10 protein-coding genes and 1 pseudogene are annotated in these 16,209 nt (G+C 45.2%); 2 read left to right on the forward strand and 9 right to left on the reverse strand.

The window, feature by feature from the left end:
* Positions 1 to 308: 308 nt before the first annotated feature.
* From QUB13_RS03085 to recN, 6 genes are all read right to left on the reverse strand, one after another.
* Entirely contained in the window at positions 309 to 821 is a 513-nt protein-coding gene (locus tag QUB13_RS03085; RefSeq protein ID WP_333087646.1) for an inorganic diphosphatase, read from the reverse strand.
* A 248-nt stretch (positions 822 to 1,069) separates the two neighbouring features.
* On the reverse strand, positions 1,070 to 2,458 hold the full coding sequence (locus tag QUB13_RS03090; protein WP_333378842.1) for a serine/threonine protein kinase: 1,389 nt from the start codon (positions 2,456 to 2,458) through the stop codon (positions 1,070 to 1,072).
* 105 nt (positions 2,459 to 2,563) lie between these two features.
* Positions 2,564 to 3,895: a serine/threonine protein kinase gene (locus tag QUB13_RS03095; RefSeq protein WP_333378844.1), complete on the reverse strand. Its 1,332-nt coding sequence runs from the start codon at positions 3,893 to 3,895 to the stop codon at positions 2,564 to 2,566.
* Between the two features lie 158 nt (positions 3,896 to 4,053).
* Complete coding sequence (locus QUB13_RS03100) at positions 4,054 to 4,602, reverse strand: inorganic pyrophosphatase (protein WP_333378846.1); 549 nt, start codon at positions 4,600 to 4,602, stop codon at positions 4,054 to 4,056.
* Between the two features lie 424 nt (positions 4,603 to 5,026).
* Positions 5,027 to 8,266, reverse strand: coding sequence for a GAF domain-containing protein (locus tag QUB13_RS03105; protein ID WP_333378848.1), 3,240 nt, complete (start codon positions 8,264 to 8,266; stop codon positions 5,027 to 5,029).
* 938 nt (positions 8,267 to 9,204) lie between these two features.
* On the reverse strand, positions 9,205 to 10,962 hold the full coding sequence (recN, locus tag QUB13_RS03110) for a DNA repair protein RecN (RefSeq protein ID WP_333378908.1): 1,758 nt from the start codon (positions 10,960 to 10,962) through the stop codon (positions 9,205 to 9,207).
* 167 nt (positions 10,963 to 11,129) lie between these two features.
* Between recN and QUB13_RS03115 the strand changes: the two genes are divergently transcribed.
* On the forward strand, positions 11,130 to 12,422 hold the full coding sequence (locus tag QUB13_RS03115) for a TAXI family TRAP transporter solute-binding subunit (protein WP_333378851.1): 1,293 nt from the start codon (positions 11,130 to 11,132) through the stop codon (positions 12,420 to 12,422).
* A 241-nt stretch (positions 12,423 to 12,663) separates the two neighbouring features.
* On the opposite strand, the gene QUB13_RS30375 is transcribed toward QUB13_RS03115, so the two are convergent.
* Both QUB13_RS30375 and hemJ read right to left on the reverse strand, forming a co-directional pair.
* Positions 12,664 to 12,765 (reverse strand): hypothetical protein, encoded by a 102-nt coding sequence (locus QUB13_RS30375; protein WP_333423514.1) that lies wholly within the window; start codon positions 12,763 to 12,765, stop codon positions 12,664 to 12,666.
* An 81-nt stretch (positions 12,766 to 12,846) separates the two neighbouring features.
* The gene (hemJ, locus tag QUB13_RS03120; protein WP_333087660.1) at positions 12,847 to 13,422 is read right to left on the reverse strand and encodes a protoporphyrinogen oxidase HemJ; all 576 of its coding nucleotides are present in this window, start codon (positions 13,420 to 13,422) and stop codon (positions 12,847 to 12,849) included.
* A 503-nt stretch (positions 13,423 to 13,925) separates the two neighbouring features.
* Between hemJ and QUB13_RS03125 the strand changes: the two are divergent.
* Positions 13,926 to 14,511, forward strand: a pseudogene (locus tag QUB13_RS03125) (ISAs1 family transposase).
* 554 nt (positions 14,512 to 15,065) lie between these two features.
* On the opposite strand, the gene ruvB reads toward QUB13_RS03125, so the two are convergent.
* Complete coding sequence (ruvB, locus tag QUB13_RS03130) at positions 15,066 to 16,166, reverse strand: Holliday junction branch migration DNA helicase RuvB (RefSeq protein WP_194010242.1); 1,101 nt, start codon at positions 16,164 to 16,166, stop codon at positions 15,066 to 15,068.
* Positions 16,167 to 16,209 lie beyond the last annotated feature (43 nt).

Here is a 16,209-nt window from a genome sequence, read left to right on the forward strand (position 1 = left end):
TTTTTCAACATTTTAGCAGGCGGGGGTTTTTGGGGAATCCCCTGCCTGCTCGGCATTCGCGACTGTTTGATATTCTAGCCAACCATTCCTCTACTACATTCTTAGACGTGCAGCCGTCGCCTTAAGTTCGGCTTGCTGAATTTTGAGTCTGCTTGCAGTGGAGGAGTGGGGGCTAGGGGTTTATTTGCCCGGAGCACCGAAGGCGAAAGCTTTAATGCGTGCTTTCCTCGGTCGCTTGCCTGTAGAATAGGCGAGCCGAGAGAGCACTCAAACAAAAAAATGCTTTTTACTTGCGCTGCGGATGCTGCTTATTTACGATCGGCTGCGATGCACTTTTCCACTAAGGGCATGACTTGATCGACATCTTGCCAACCCAGAATTTCTGTGACTTTTTTCTCCAAATTTTTGTAGGTCTTAAAAAATTCGGCTATTTCGTCCAAGCGGTGGGGGGCTACGTCTTTGAGGGACTTATAGTGAGCATAGCGGGGGTCTTTGTCGGGAACGCAAAGCAGTTTTTCGTCCCTGTCGCCGCCGTCGATCATTTCTAGCATTCCGATCGGACGGGCTGCGATAATGCAGCCTGGAAATGTGGGCTCGTCCATCATTACCATGCCGTCGAGGGGGTCGCCATCGTCGGCTAAGGTGTTGGGTATGAAGCCGTAGTCGCAGGGATACTGGACTGAGGAAGAGAGCACTCGATCGAGAGCAAAGGCTTGCAACTCTTTATCAAATTCGTACTTGTTTTTGCTACCGGCTGTGATTTCGATCAGGACGTTGAGCAGTCCTGGTTTTGGCTGTGCCGGAATTAGCGATAGATCCACAATAATATCTCCAAGTTAACAGACGATCGGGGATGACGGCTATTTGCCAAATCCCTTTGATAGCATTTTACGGGTGATCGGGGCCGACGGTTGCATGAGATTGAGAGAAAGCGGGGGAGTGTGTCGCCGGCTGGGAGAATACACTGGACGGGCGTCCCGCCCATCCTACACAAGAGAGAGGGGACGGGCGAGACGCCCATCCCACACAAGAGAGAGGGGAATGCTTTGTTTGGGCGATGGAGATATTTTCACCTCGATATATTCTTTTTACCGTCTGTGAAAGTTCTTTGAATTTTCAATCCCAACCACTGGCTTAGTTCTGTTGCTAACCACTCGATTTCTGATTCATTTAGTCCCTGCTTCACTCCTAGTTGATATTTTTGGTTGCCTGCTTGAATAATCATCTGAGAAACTGTGGATAATTTCTGTTTCGTGCCGCGCCTAGTATATTCAATTTGTTCAATTTCCAACTGGCCAATGTCTTGTCTGGGAGCAGGCGGGGAATTATTCCATCTCAACCCCAGGATATCGCTGCTATAGGATATTTGCTGCCGATCTATTCTGAGACGCACTTCCAAAAATAGTGAATCGAGCAACTTTAATACTCCTGCTGCAGCTAAGAAAATTCCCGCTATCAGAAGTTCCCGATCCTTGTCACTAACCGCAATTAAAAATAACATGACACTAATCACACCTAACAGCACGACTATTAAACTAATATCTATTCCTTGTGACGGAATTTTAATTTCTATAAATTCCGAAGTTTTTGTTAGTTTAATAGCGCTGGATTGCCGCTGGGCAGCTATAGAATTTTTGTCGATAATGCGGGGATTTTTGAGCGAGATCCATGCTTCCCCAGCCGAAGATAACCTTTTGTCCAAACTTGGTTCAGTCATCCATTCCAGCCAATCAATTAAACTCGAATTGAGATGCGTTACCCGATCGGCAAATTGAATTTTCAAATCCTGCTGCGACAGTTCAGTGGGATGCAAACCCGTTACCAAATAAATTAAAGTTGCACCTAAACCGTAGAGATCCGAAGCTGGAACGGATCGCCCGCCAAACTGTTCCGGTGCCATATATCCGTAAGTTCCCACTACTGTAATTGTGCCGCCAAATTTTGCAGCTTGGTTCTGCACCGAACCGAAATCAACTAAATAAACTTGTCCGACGGAGTGGGCAGATCTGCTGTGCAGTAAAATATTGCTGGGTTTAATATCGCGGTGAATAACAGGCGGATCTTGCTCCTCGTGCAAATAAATCAAAATTTCTAACAACGATTTAGCTAATTCTTTCACCTCATTTTCGCTAAAAGTACGTCCCGATCGCAAATGCTCTTCCAAAGTTTTGCCCTCTACATAAGCCTGTACCAGGGCAAATCCTTTAGTGTCTGGTTCGTCAATTTCCAGGTAGTCAAGGTAGCGGGGAATTGCTGGGTAAGAAAGCGATTTTAAAGTTTCCGCTTCCCGTTCAAATAGTTTGAGGTCTTGCCATTCAAAATCGCCACCGAGGAATAGCTGTTTGATGACAACTAATTCTTGAGTTTGCAAGTCACGAGCTAGCAGCGTTTGGCGACCTGTTTGTTTTCCCAGTTGTCGCTGCACTTCGTAGCGTTCTGCTAATATTTTACCACTCATATTTTTTACCTAATTTTAAATTAGACGTTAACCACTCTTTTTTTAAATCCCAACTTCTACAAGCAGCCGGATATCTGGTATTAAGATATTATTCCCTATTGGAGATTACAGTCTGCTTGCTTTGTGATACCATTGAGTAATAGAATCAGTAATTGCCCCCATTGACAATCCTGCAATGAGCGACGGTGCAAGCATATACATACCAAAATAGTAGTTATAGTTAACCATACTTAAAATAAATCTCTCATAAGGACTCGCGTTTATTTTAAAAAAGATGATGCTCGTGCAAGTACATAACACAATACTAATTGCAGTTAAAACCTGTCGGTGAAGTTTCGGATTAGTTAAGGGAAAGAAACACAAGCGCGTTACAATTCCTAAGATTATTCCGTTCCCCAACCCCAAAATCAAGCCGAGTAAAATGCCCTGAAATCCTCCGATATTTTTCCCCATAAGTGGAGAAAGAAGGGTGCTATAAATTGCTACCCAAGTTCCTATGGCTAGAGTTCCTATCGCTGTGCTGCGCCAAATGGCATTTCCATACAAGCTGAAGGTATTCAGGGTGTTTCCCTGTCTCACTAACAGGGGGGAATATTTATTTATTTGCTGTGGTTTTTCGAGAACTTCTTTTGCAATCTGAACTGAGGCGGGACGGCGCTCTAAACTGGGATGTGTCATCCACTTGAGCCAATTGGTAAAAGCGGGGCTTAGTTGGGTAAATTGCTCGAATTCAATCTGCAAATCTTGCTGCGGCAAATCGGCTGGATGCTGCTTGGTAATTAAGGCGATTAATGTTGCTCCCAAGCCGTACAAGTCGGAAGCGGGAACGGCTCTCCCGCCAAATTGTTCGGGCGGCATATAGCCGTAGGTTCCGACAACGGTGACTGTTTTTCCCTGTTGCGTTGCTAGGGTTTGAACTGCACCGAAATCCACTAGGTAAACTTCGCCGACGCTGTTGCCCGATCGATTCTTGAGTAAAATATTGCTGGGTTTAATGTCGCGGTGAATGACGGGGGGCTGTCGCTGGTGCAGGTAGGCGAGGATGTCTAATAATGCTGTGGCTAATTGTTTGACTTCACTTTCGCTGAAGCTGCGCCCGTCTGAAAGATATTCTTGTAGGGATTTGGCTTCGATGTAAGTCTGAACTAGGGCGAATCCTTTGCGGTTGGGGGTGTCGATTTCAAAGGAGTCCAGATATTGGGGAATTGCCGGATGGGATAGGGATTTTAAGGTTTCGACTTCTCGCTGGAACAGTTTTAAGTCTTCCCAGTTAAAGTCGCTGCTGAATGAGAGCAGTTTGACTACTACTTGCTTTTGGGTTTTTAAGTCGCGGGCGAGTAAGGTTTGCCGTCCTGCTTGCTTGCCGAGCCGCCGATCGCACTGATAGCGATCGGCTAATATTTCTCCTAACAAATCGCCAATGTTTTGTCCGCTCATGCTCTGCTGCCGCTTAACCGATTAAACCTAGTTTAGTTGACAAAAAGGCAATAATCTGAAATGTTCGGGCTACAGCAAAAAAATTTCTCTCAAAGAGTAACCGCCTTTAATAGCTAGCGATCGCGCACCATAAAGACCGGCCTGAGTTAAGCTTGAATTTAACTTTGAATTTGCTTGTAAATTGACTTCACTACATCTAGCAGGCTCAAGACTTGCTGCCATTCGGGAGCATCGGGTTTGTAGCTTTTGGCGCGCTGAGTTTTTAAACTCTGGTGCAAGAGATTCAGCAGCGCGTCTGGAGGCTCCAAGGAACTCTCATCTTCCTCTGTGGGACCGCAGGCTGCCTTTTCTTCAATTGTTTCTTTGATACTTTGTGCCTTATCTGCCAGACTCAAAGCTCTACCCGCCATGTTTTCCGGCATTTTGGGTCGTTCCGACAAAGACTCGCCGATCAGTTCTTCGAGCAGTTGGCGGACTTGAGCCACCCATTCGAGGTCGTTTACTGAAAAATAATCAGATTTAAATGCTTGTTCCTGGGGCCTTTGCTGAATGCTTTGTAATTGTTGGAGCAGGGGAAGAGACTTTAGAGTAATGTTTTCGGGGATTCTGGGGATATCTGACAGTGAGCTGCGAGCAATCTCTAGCAATAGTTGGTAAATCTGCTCTACCGACTCAATATCTCCCGATTGCGAATTCCAATTATCCATAACTAATGCTAGTAGTTTTCTATATCTAAGACTAGAACGTTGATTTATTGATGAAAGCAAGTTGATTTTAGGATCTGCCAACGCTATTAAGACTTTCACGCAGTCAAAAACCCGGTTGCTGAGCGGATATTTTGTCGCCTTTGGCCCAAATTTTTCTCACAAACTGGGCATTGCTGGCGCAAGTCCTAACTATTTTTTAAGCTCTTCCTACGGTAGAAGAGCTTTGTTTGTTGCAGCAGGTAGCGCCAAACGCGGGCATCGGGCTGCATCGAGGCAAGCGAGTTGAAGTCGGCTTATTTAACAATAATACCCGTTGGAGCTTATTTAAAATTGCTCTAACACGATATTTAGGTTAATTGGTGGGATGGAAGGGCGGGCGTACCCCCGATCGCGATCGCCCCCTATCCGAGCCTAAGCGCCGCTGCTATTTTTCTGTGAGATTCCACACCCCGTCCCAGTTTAGTACGTCCGAAAACCTGTGCTGAAATAATTTACAGCGATCGACGTGCAATTTAGCTGCCTTGTTTTTGGGGTCAACTTCCAGAACGAGGTTAAATTCGCGTTCCGCGTCTCTAAAAGCTTGCTTGGCTTTTGGTTCCAAGGCTGTCTTAAACTCGCTCAACAGTTTTTTCACTTGATCGAGTCCGAGATTTGGAAATTCCTCATCTAACATTTCTGCAACTGTTGCAGAGGCTCGACTTTTAATTTTCGCCTGCAATAGTTGCCTGATTTGTGCGGGTTTCAGCCTCTTAATTTGGGGATTTGACGGTTCTAAGATGTCTGCTTCCAACACTTTTTTGACTTCACCCTCTTGCAAGGATTGAATCTCCTCTACTGAAAGCGGCTTGATTTTTGCTTGGATCAGCATTCTTGCTTCGTCTTCCGACAGATTTTTGATTCCCTCCAATTTCAGCAGTTCAATTTCGGGCTGCAACAGCACGATAAGTTTGTCGGCTTCCGACAGATTTTTGAGGTCGTAATCTGACAGTTTTTTGACTTGATGTAGCAGTTGTTTTAGTTCGTGTTCCAACTGTTGCTCGACATTGTAGGACAGTTTTTTAATCTCTGCTTCCGGCATTTCCCCCACATTATCTAAGATGTTTTGAACTTCATTCTCGGAGAGTATTTGAGTGACTGGTATCTTGTAATATTCGCGGGCATTGTTGTAGTGTTCTACGATTTTTTGCTGTTTTTCTGTCAGGGGTTTGCCAACGGGGGAGCATCCTTCGCGGATGCCGACAAGTTCGTAAACGATGACGGGTTCGCTTTTGCCTTTGACAGTAATAAAGTCGAGTTCTCGCACGTAGAGCCGATCTTTATAATCTTTGTAAGTATTGTCGCTGATAATCAAGTCGGTGCCGTACTGCTTGCTTGCACCTTCTAAGCGAGAGGCGAGGTTTACGCCGTCTCCGATCGAAGTCAATTCCATGCGTTTGCTACTGCCAATGTTGCCGCTGACAACTTCATCGGAATGCACGCCCATACCGATACTGATGGGCAATTCACCGTGTGCCGTGCGATCGGCATTGAACTCGTCGAGTTTTGCCCGCATTTTCACGGCGGTTTGCATCGCGCACCAAGCATGATCCTCCAGGGGCGCTGGAGAGCCAAAAACTGCCATCAGAGCGTCGCCGATGTATTTGTCGAGAGTGCCTCCGTACTCGAATACGACATCTACCATCACTTCAAAATATTTGTTGAGCATGACTACCACTTCTTCGGCTTGCAATTTCTCCGTAAGTGTGGTATAGCTGCGAATGTCTGAGAACAGCACCGAAACCTTTTTGCGCTTGCCGCCCAATCCTGTATCTCCTGAAGCTAACAGCGCTTCGGCTACTTCTGGAGTCATGTAACGGTACATCAAGTTTTTGACTTGTTTGGCGCTGCTAATATCTTCCATGACGACTAACGCGCCGTTGACCTTGTTGGGGTCGGTAGCGTCGGTCATTGAATTAATCGAGAGATTGATACTCTGCGATTCTCCTTCAAAGGAGAGCAAAATTTGATCCGGGTAATACTGCTGGCGATCTTTTTCGTCTTCTGGCATCAAAGACGCATCGAACCACTTGGCAAAATCGCCTTTTTCTAACTTAATTAACTCGCGCAAAGATTGACCTTCGGCTAACGCAGCATCGCTGACACCCAGTAATTTTTTGGCACTAGGATTGGTCGCTACTATATTGCCTTTTTTATCTGTAGAAATCACGCCATTAGTTAGCGCGTGCAGCATATCTTTTTGTCTTTGTTCTTGCTGTTTGACTTCAGCAAAAAGTTTGGCGTTTTGCAGGGCGACTCCGGCTTGGGTGTTAAACGCCTGCATAAATTCCATGTCGTTGCGATTGAAACTCGCTTTCCACTGTTCGGGGGCGTGCGGCCAATCTGTCGGGTTGTAGGGAGGGAATTCTCCTTGTCGTTTTTTGTTGACTAACTGCGTAACTCCAATCAATTTTTTGTCGGAGTTAAATACTGGCATACACAGCATACTGCAAGTGCGGTAGCCGGATTTTTGATCGACTTCTTTGGAGGTGGCGGCGCGGGGATCGTCGTACACGTCAAAGGGAATCAGCAGGGGTTGGCTGGATTGGGCGACTTGGCCTGCAAAACCGGCGGTTCTGGGTATGCGAATTTCTTTCAGGTTGCCGGCGATCGGGATTTTTGTCCACAGTTCGTCTTTGTCTTCGTCGATCAGCCAGAGGGTGCTGCGATCGGCATTCATGAGTTCTTGAGCCTGATCCATCACCCTTTTTAGGGTATCTTCTAAGTCTAGACTGCTCTTAGAAAGAGCGTTTACGGCTTTCATCAGCGCCGTGGCCGCCCGCTGTCTTTGAGTGGCTGCGTAGAAAGATTTAGAAGATTCTAGGATTAGGCGAATTGAGGGAGCAAATTCTTTAAAAACTTGTTCGTCTTCTTCTGTAAATCCTGTCCTGTCGATTTGTTCGTCAAAAGTATGGTAATTTTCGTGGTTCGGTTTGAGTTTATTAATCAGTTGAACGACTGCTACTAACTCATTTGTTACTTCATTGATGAGGGGCATTGCCAGCATTGTATAAGTGCGGTAGCCCGTTTTTTCATCAGTTTTTTTGGCGTTAGCCGATCGTTCGTCGTTATAAAAATCGTAAGGAATGTTAACCACTTTTCTGTCTGTGGCTACTTCTCCGGCAATACCGACGTGGGCGGGAACTCTGATTTCTAGGTTTTGGCCATTTTCGTCTTTAGCGATGATCGCCCAGAGTTCATTTTTTTCGTCGTCTAATAAAAATATCGTGGTGCGATCGGCATTGAGCAATTCCCCTGTTTTTCGGGTAATCGACTGCAACATCTCGTTGAGTATGGCATCAAATCCCTCGCTCTCAAGGAGATTGTCGAGCATTCCCAAGGTTTGATTGACAACCTTAAGTTTGTCTTCTGCTTCCTTAACTACTAATTTGAAACTATCTTTATTTAGGGGCGCGAGAATGTCGGAAAAATTGGCCTGGGTCGCGATCAATGCACTGCTAGAGGGAGATGCCGCAGGAGGGGAAGGGGGAGGAGAAGATGGAGGAGAAGATGGAGGAGAAGATGGAGGGGAAGAATAGCGTTCCTGATGGTGATTGTCACCGCCGATAACAGCGACATCTATCACGTCGCCAGAAGAATAATTGGTGGAAGATGCAGAAGGATTCATAGACCTTTACAGAGAAGCTTAAGTGTAAGGGTTAGTCTTTAAGCTAGAATAGCGGGCAACTTTATTAGTGGGTAAGTCGATTTTAGATTTTAGATTTTAGATTTTAGATTTACTTGCAGCAGGTGAATCACCAGAACTCGAACAAAAGTCTAAAATTGCGATCTCTCCACGAATGCCTTGCGGGGGCAGGGTATCTGGTTATGGATGGAGTCACGGGTAGATTTTAGATTTTTCGACTTCGCGATCGTACAAGTTTTAGGTACTTCGGCTTCGCGAGTGTACAAGTTTTAGATTTTAGATTTACTTGCAGCAGATGAATCATCAGAGGTTTAACAAAAGTCTAAAATTGCGAATTCTCCACGAGGGCCTTGCGGGTGCAGGGTATCCGTTTCTGGATTGGATCACGGGTGGCGCAATACTCAAGTATGCGTAAAACTATTTCCCAGTTTACAGAAGTGCGAGCACAGAGCAAGAGAAGTTGAGTGAGCTTTCCTGGTGGACTGCGGGTAGGACGGTAAAGAGGCTGTGGCATTACTTTACTTTGTTTGAGAGAACGCGAATTTTGTTTAAATGATTTATTAAGTGATTTTGACACTGTGCGTGCCTGGTTTAAGTAGCTTGTGTCAGCCGATCGCAAATCCGATCGCCTGCTGCAACATCAAGGCCCTCCGCGCGAGGAATTGCTGAAAGAGGGAGGACATTGCGGGAATAGCCGCAATTGTGACACCAGCAGTTGCTAGTGATGTGTGCCCTTCTCTACACAATTGTGGTTTTTAACTAAAATTTCTGTCAATTTTGCTGCTAGAAGCTTTGATCCGGCAACAAAGTCGCGCGGCTTTTAGCTTTTTCTTGTAAAATTTGCGGTTGCCATTTTTAGTGTAACCTCCGGTATGAAAAAAACTCCGCATTTTGACCCCCCGATCGGCTAAAGTGTGCTTTCAGGGTTTGGCGGACTGAATTTGGCGCAATCCGGCGGCTTCGACAAGTAGGGATTCGGCGAAGGCGATCGCCTCTGTGGCCGATCGACCGCTGGCGAGTTGGGCGAGTTCTTCGCGGCGCTGCTGGCTGTTGAGGCCCACAACTCTGACTACAGTACGTTCGCCCGGTTGGGAGTTGGAGTTGGCTGCTTCGTCGATATTTTGTTCTGCTGCGATCGTCATTTTGTTGACGCGAAAATGACAATCGGCCATCGCGGCGATCAGCGGCTGGTGGGTGACGCAGAGAACTTGGTGTTTGTCGGAGAGTTGGTGGAGTTTTTTGGCGATCGCGCCGGCGACTCTCCCGGAGACTCCTGCGTCGATTTCGTCGAAAATTAGGGTTCCGGCGCTTTCGATTTGGGAAAAACAAGCTTTGATGGCGAGTAGAAAGCGGCTCATTTCTCCGCCGGAGGCGATCGCCCCTAACGGTTGTAGCGGTTCCCCCGGATTGGGGCTGAAACAAAAGGCGATTTGGTCTGCACCGCTGGAGGTTGGGCTACAACGCGAGATTGCGACTTGAAATTGTACTTTTTCCATTGCTAAGGGCTTGAGTTCCGCGACAAGATGCGTTTCAAGTTTGAGAGCTGCTTCGCACCGCAGGATTGTCAGGTGGCTGCAAGCCTCTTTTAATTGGTCTAAAGCGGTCTGATATGCGAGTTCTAAGGCTTCCATTGACTCGCCTCCTTCTAAAAGTTCGTTTAGTTCGTTTTGGATGCCTTGGTAGTAGGCGATCGCTTCTTTGAGCGGCCCGTATTTGCGGCAAATTTGTTTGAGTTCGCGAATTCTGTCTTCTACTTCTTCGAGTCTTTCGGGATCTGCTTCTAATTGTTCGCCGTAGCTGCTAATTTGCCTGCTGGCTTCTGTGGCTTGAGCTAAAGCATCGCTGACCATTTCTAGGATTGGTTGCAACTGCACATCGTAAACGGTCATGTCGCTTAAAATTACTTCGGCTTTGCTCAACAAGTCGGCGGCTGAGGCGGTGTCGCCGTCGTTTTGGTAAAGGGCTTGGTGAACTTTGTAACTTTGCTGCTGCAATTCGACGATGTGGCCGAGGCGGATTGATTCTTGTTCTAGATGTGCGAGTTCCTCGCTGTCTTCGATGTTGGCTTCGCTGAGCTCTCGGACTTGGTATTGCAATAAATCGAGTCTTTGCAGGCGCTGCTGTTCTGACTGACGCCTGTGCTTGAGGGCTGTTTTGGCGGTGCTGGCTTCGATCCAGGCTTTGGTGATTGTCGATCGAGCTTCAGTGAGTTTTTTGCCGCCGTACAAGTCTAGCCATTCTCGTTGGAGGGTTTCTTGTCCGAGGTGGACTGTTTGGCCTTGGGCGGTAATTTCGACGAGTCGATCGCGCAGTTGCTCCATTAACTGGCGGTTGACGAGAATTCCGTTCAAACGCGATCTGGTACGCAGAGCACCGCTCGTGGCGTGAATTTCCCGGCTGCAAACGGCTAAATTTCCGTCTATGGGTTCGATTTCTTGTTCGCCCAGCCATTTTGCGGAGGATGAGTCCAATTCAAAGGTAGCCTCCAATATTGCCCGTGTTGCTCCGGTGCGAATCGATCGGCGATCGACTTTCCCGCCCAAAACTGCATCGATCGCATCTAGGATAATCGATTTTCCTGCGCCGGTTTCCCCTGTAAATACGTTCAAACTCGGGCCAAAGTCTAGATCCAGGCGGTCAATTAGGGCAAAGTTTTCTATTCTGAGGGATATTAGCATGGGGAATTGGTAATGGGGAATGGGGAATGGGGCAGTGGGGTATTGGGCCTTGGGGGTATTGGGCATTGGTTCCTCCCCTATCGGGCGCGTCGAATTTCCCGATTTCTCTTTTCATTTTTAACTAGAATACTTTTGATTTTGCCATTATCGATCGCGTCTTAACATCAATGCAAAATAAATTTCTGCTGCCCGTTGCTCTATTAAGTGTTGTCCTGATTGGATCTTTCGGCTGGAAGCTTCACCACGACAAGGAGCGAGTTTATCAATTAACGCTGGCGACGGGAACAACAACGGGTAATTATTATCCTTTCGGACAGGCAATTGCTGAGATAGTTGTTCAACAAAATCCGCGCATCCACATTCAAGTTATTGAAACTCAAGGTGCCCAAGAAAATATGAACAAACTTGAGGCGAATGAGGCTCAGTTAGCGATCGTACAGAACAATACAGAGGCTGTACCTTCGGCGAGGGTAATTGCTTCGCTATTTAAGGAAGTTTTTCACTTAATTGTTTCTGAAAAATCTGGCATTCAGACTGTTGGCGATCTGAAAGGAAAACATATTGCCCTGATGGACAAAAAAAGTGGTTCTTACAGTTCTTTTTTCTTGATGAGCGAGCATTATGGCTTGCAAGAAACAGATTTTATTTATACTGCAACTAATTGGACAGAGGCTACTAAATTATTTAGTAAGGGGGAGGTTGATGCTATTTTTAGGGTACTGCCTCCTGGGAGCGATTTGGTTAGCGATTTGCTAAAAAATACGCAGGGTAAATTGGTGCAGATCGACCAAGGATCTGCCATGAAAATTAAGTTGCCTTATTTGGAAGCCGATATTATTCCGAAGGGTACTTACAAGGCCGCTCCGGCTGTTCCCGATGCAGATTTGGGGACTGTAGGAGTGCACGCTACTCTGTTGGCCCGGGAGGATGTCGATCCTGAAGTCGTGCGGGAAATTACGCGCATTTTGTTTGAGTACCGCCGCAATTTGGTGGCGGCTGATTCCCTGGCGGCAATGATTAATCAGCCGGGAGAAAACGGGAGTTTGGCTTGGCCCGTGCATGAGGGCGCTCAGGCTTATTACGATCGCGAAAAACCAGATTTTGTTGCTGCTAATTCTGATGCTATCGGTTTGTTTTTGTCGCTCGGCACTCTTTTGGCTTCTTGGCTTTGGCAGTTGCGATCGCGCTTTTTGCAGAAACAAAAAAATCGGGCTGATAAATTTAATCTGGATATTTTAAGTTTGATCCAACAAATTCGTCTAGCGAAAACAGTGAATGAAATTGATTTATTGCAAGAGCAGTTATTTGATATTTTTAAGCAGGTGATTTTGGATTTGGATGAAGATCGGATTGATTCTGATTCTTTTCAGTCTTTTACTTTTACTTGGGAAACTGCTATGAGAATTGCGAGCGAGCGAGAAAAAATGTTGCGGGAATTGCGGCTAATTTCGGATAGTTGATGATTGATGACAGACATATATATATATATAGCCTTTCTCAGAAAGATAAGGTACTATCCGGGATAGGGCATAGGGCATAGGGCATAGGGCATAGGGCATAGGGCATAGGGCATACCTCACTTTTTTGAGAAAGGCTATATCGAGTTATTGGCTTTAGTTTACTGTAGCTGACTTTTCACATTTTTCAACGGGAGCATCTCAGTTTTGATTTTGAGCGTGCGAACTGTCGCAAACTCGGGCTCTATCCAACACTCGCGAGTTCGCGACAGCTCGCACTATTGATTGGCTTTAAATTTTTGACTTCGCTGCAGTCTCTAACTCGCCGGAGCAAACGGTTAGTAATGCGGGGCGTTCTGTTGTGATAGTTTTAAAGCACCCACTCACCCCATTTCCTATGAGGAAATGGGGAATAAGTTTGACTTAACTAGCCTTCTTGTTGGGGGATCGATGGGAGATTTTTGCGTTGGTCGTTGAGGCGCTTCTTGGCATAAAAATTAATGGTCACTACCATTAATACAATCATGGCAATAATCGTAGCAATAGTTGAAGAAACTGGTAAACTTTGCTTAAATACTGCTAGCAATACTATCATTGCCAACAAAACCGTTGGCACTTCATTTAATGCCCTAAATTGTTGACCAGTCCACTGACATTCATTCTTTGCTAATTTCTTCAGCAGCCAACCGCAATAGAAATGATAACCTATTAACAAAGTAACTAATGTTAACTTAATGTGCAACCAAGTGTCTTTTAATACATCTGGTTCTGTTGAAATTAACCCGATCGCCATCAGGACAGTCACAAACATTCCGGGCGTAGTAATCAAATTATAAAGACGTTTCTCCATAATTTGATATTGTTCTTTAAGAATTGTTTTTGCCGGTTCTGGTTTCTCTTCGGCTTCCGCGTGATAGACGAATAATCTTACTAAATAAAATAAGCCAGCAAACCAAACGACAATGCCAATAAAATGAAACGATTTAAACCAAAAATAAGCCATGATTTGTTACCTTTAATGAACCACAGAGGCAGAGATTTCCCAGAGGTTTGTTGATTTTCACCTCCAGCAACGGGGTTTCTCGTCGATCATTGTACAAGAAAGTCGGTTTCTTTGTCATCAAGAAACCCAGTTTTTCAGTCACCGGATAGCCCAAGGCCTCAGTCATTGTACAAGAAACCGGGCTTCTTTGCCGTAACTGTTGAGACCCCAAGGATTTTCACTCCCGTACAAAAAATCCGGTTTCTTTGCCGCAACTGTTGAGCCCCAAGGATTTTTCCTCCAGCCACCGGCTCGATTGGGCAGCCCAAGCAGTTAATCATACTATAAAAAACCCGATTTCTTTGCTGTAAAGAAATCGGGTTTATAAATAATTTGATAGCTTAAAATGTTAATAGGAATACAATAAACCCCAGGGCGAACGCATCTAAATTTTATGTTAAGAGAATGTGGTATATTGGAGCAGAATTATTGAGTGTCCAAAAATTATTTAATTAGAGTTTACCATTGTCAAACTCAAACCTCAAATCACCATTGCCGACCATTTTTACGACTTAGAAGATCCCAGAATTTAGCGAACGAAACATTATCAATTAATTGATATTATCACCCTCTCATTTTGTGCAGTGATTGGCGGTGCTGATACATGGGTGAATATCGAAAGTTACGGGTTATTCTAAATACGAATAGTTAAAGACAATTTGAGAATTGCCGAATGGCATCCCGACCCATGACACAATTGCGAGAGTATTTTTTCGCCTCAAACCTGAGCAATTTCAAAAGTGTTTTTTGAGTTGGATTCAATATTATATTAGTAGTTTACCAAATAATGCTCAAAAACTTGGTGAATCAGTCCGTAGCCATTGGGGAATTGAGAATTCTTTACATTGGGTATTAGATGTGGGTTTTCGTGAAGATGATTGTCGAATTAGAAAAGATAATGCTCCGCAAAATTTTGCTATAATTAGACATATCTCGCTTAATCTTTTGAATCAATAAAAAACCTCAAATACCGGAGCCAGAAATCAGCGACTTCGAGCCGGGTGGGATGATGATTATTTGACTAAGATTCTCGCTGTTGCAGTTAACTAAATTCTTACGAATAACTCATTAATAACTATTAGAACTCTTGCAAAAATCCAAAGCACCCCACCCCAACCCTCCCCTTATCAAGGGGAGGGAGCAAGATTATTCTTGTTTCTCCCCTTAATAAGGGGGGACTAAGGGGGGTAAATTTGACTTTTGCAAGAGGTCTATTATACAACTTGTAAACAGTGGTTATAATATTTTTATTGTCTCAAAATTCGCCTTAAGTCAAAATCACGATTAATCAGTTCCTATTTTATCTAACAGTTCATTACAAAGCGTGTCTGTAGCTTCTAAGAATGGTGAATTCATCTCAAAATATACTCACCACTGATGAACAGTGTTCAATAAGATGCGTTCCCCCTGGGGATTGGATAGGGGTTAGGAGCTTTCCGACAGTTGTATTTTTGGGGAAAAATGTAAGCTGTACTGCATTTTAATTGTAGATTTATTGAGCCATATCAAAGCTGGTGAAATCCTTTTTCCCTGTAATATCACTTTTTTAGCCTAGCAGATACTTGACTATTGAGTTTTTTTTGACCGACTCAATCTAACACAGCCTACAATAGTTTAGGTGAGACAAAACCTAAGTGTTTCCAAGCGGCTGCTGTGGCAATTCTGCCCCTACTTGTTCGCTGCAAAAATCCGATTTGCATTAAGTATGGTTCGTAGACATCCTCAATTGTTTGAGTGTCTTCTCCGGTGGAAGCAGCGAGGGTTTCTAAACCAACCGGGCCGCCGTTAAAGTTTTCGATCATTGCTGTCAAAAGAGACCGATCAGTCCAATCCAAGCCTAGGGGATCGACGTTGAACAATTCTAGGGCGATGGATGCAACTTCGGCATTGATTGGCTTTAAATTTTTGACTTCGCTGTAGTCTCTAACTCGGCGCAGCAAACGGTTAGCAATCCGGGGGGTTCCGCGAGCTCGGCGGGCAATTTCTTCGGCTCCTTCTGGGGTGATTTTAGTGTCGAGAACTTGGGCGGTTCTTTGGACAATTAGACTAAGTTCGTCTATTTCGTAGTAGCGTAATCTTTGGATTAAGCCGAAGCGATCGCGCAACGGAGATGTCAGCGAGCCGACTTTGGTGGTTGCTCCTACTAAGGTAAAGGGTTTCAGGGGAATGCTGCGGATTTTGGCGCTTTTTCCTTGACCGATCGTAATATCTAAACGGCAGTCTTCCATCGCTGGATAGAGGATTTCTTCGGTAACTTTAGATAAGCGGTGAATTTCGTCGATAAACAGCACGTCGCCTGCTTTGAGGTTGACGAGCAATCCGACAATATCTCGGGGTTTTTCTAGGGCTGGGGCGGTGGTGATTTTGCATTCAACTTCCATTTCTGCTGCTAGAATTAGCGACATTGTGGTTTTTCCCAACCCTGGCGGCCCGTACAGTAACAGGTGATCCATCGGTTCGCCCCGCGATTTGGCTGCTGCAATTGCGATCGCCAAAACTTCTCTCAAGTCTTTTTGTCCGATGTATTCGGCTAACCGCTGGGGGCGGATTTTATCTTCTTGTTTGTTGTTGATTTCGTCTGGTAATTCTTGCGATTCTAGCAGCGATTCCGTCTGGGGTTTAGCTGCTCTTTTTCGGGGAGCAGGGGCTATGTCTTCAGGTAGATTTTGGTCTGGGGGTTGTTGTTTGGAGGAGATTATAGCCATATTTATTTGCGCTCGGACAGCGAAAATTGTTTACAATTATTAG

Source organism: Microcoleus sp. B4-D4 (genome assembly GCF_036705185.1).
GTDB lineage: Bacteria > Cyanobacteriota > Cyanobacteriia > Cyanobacteriales > Microcoleaceae > Microcoleus.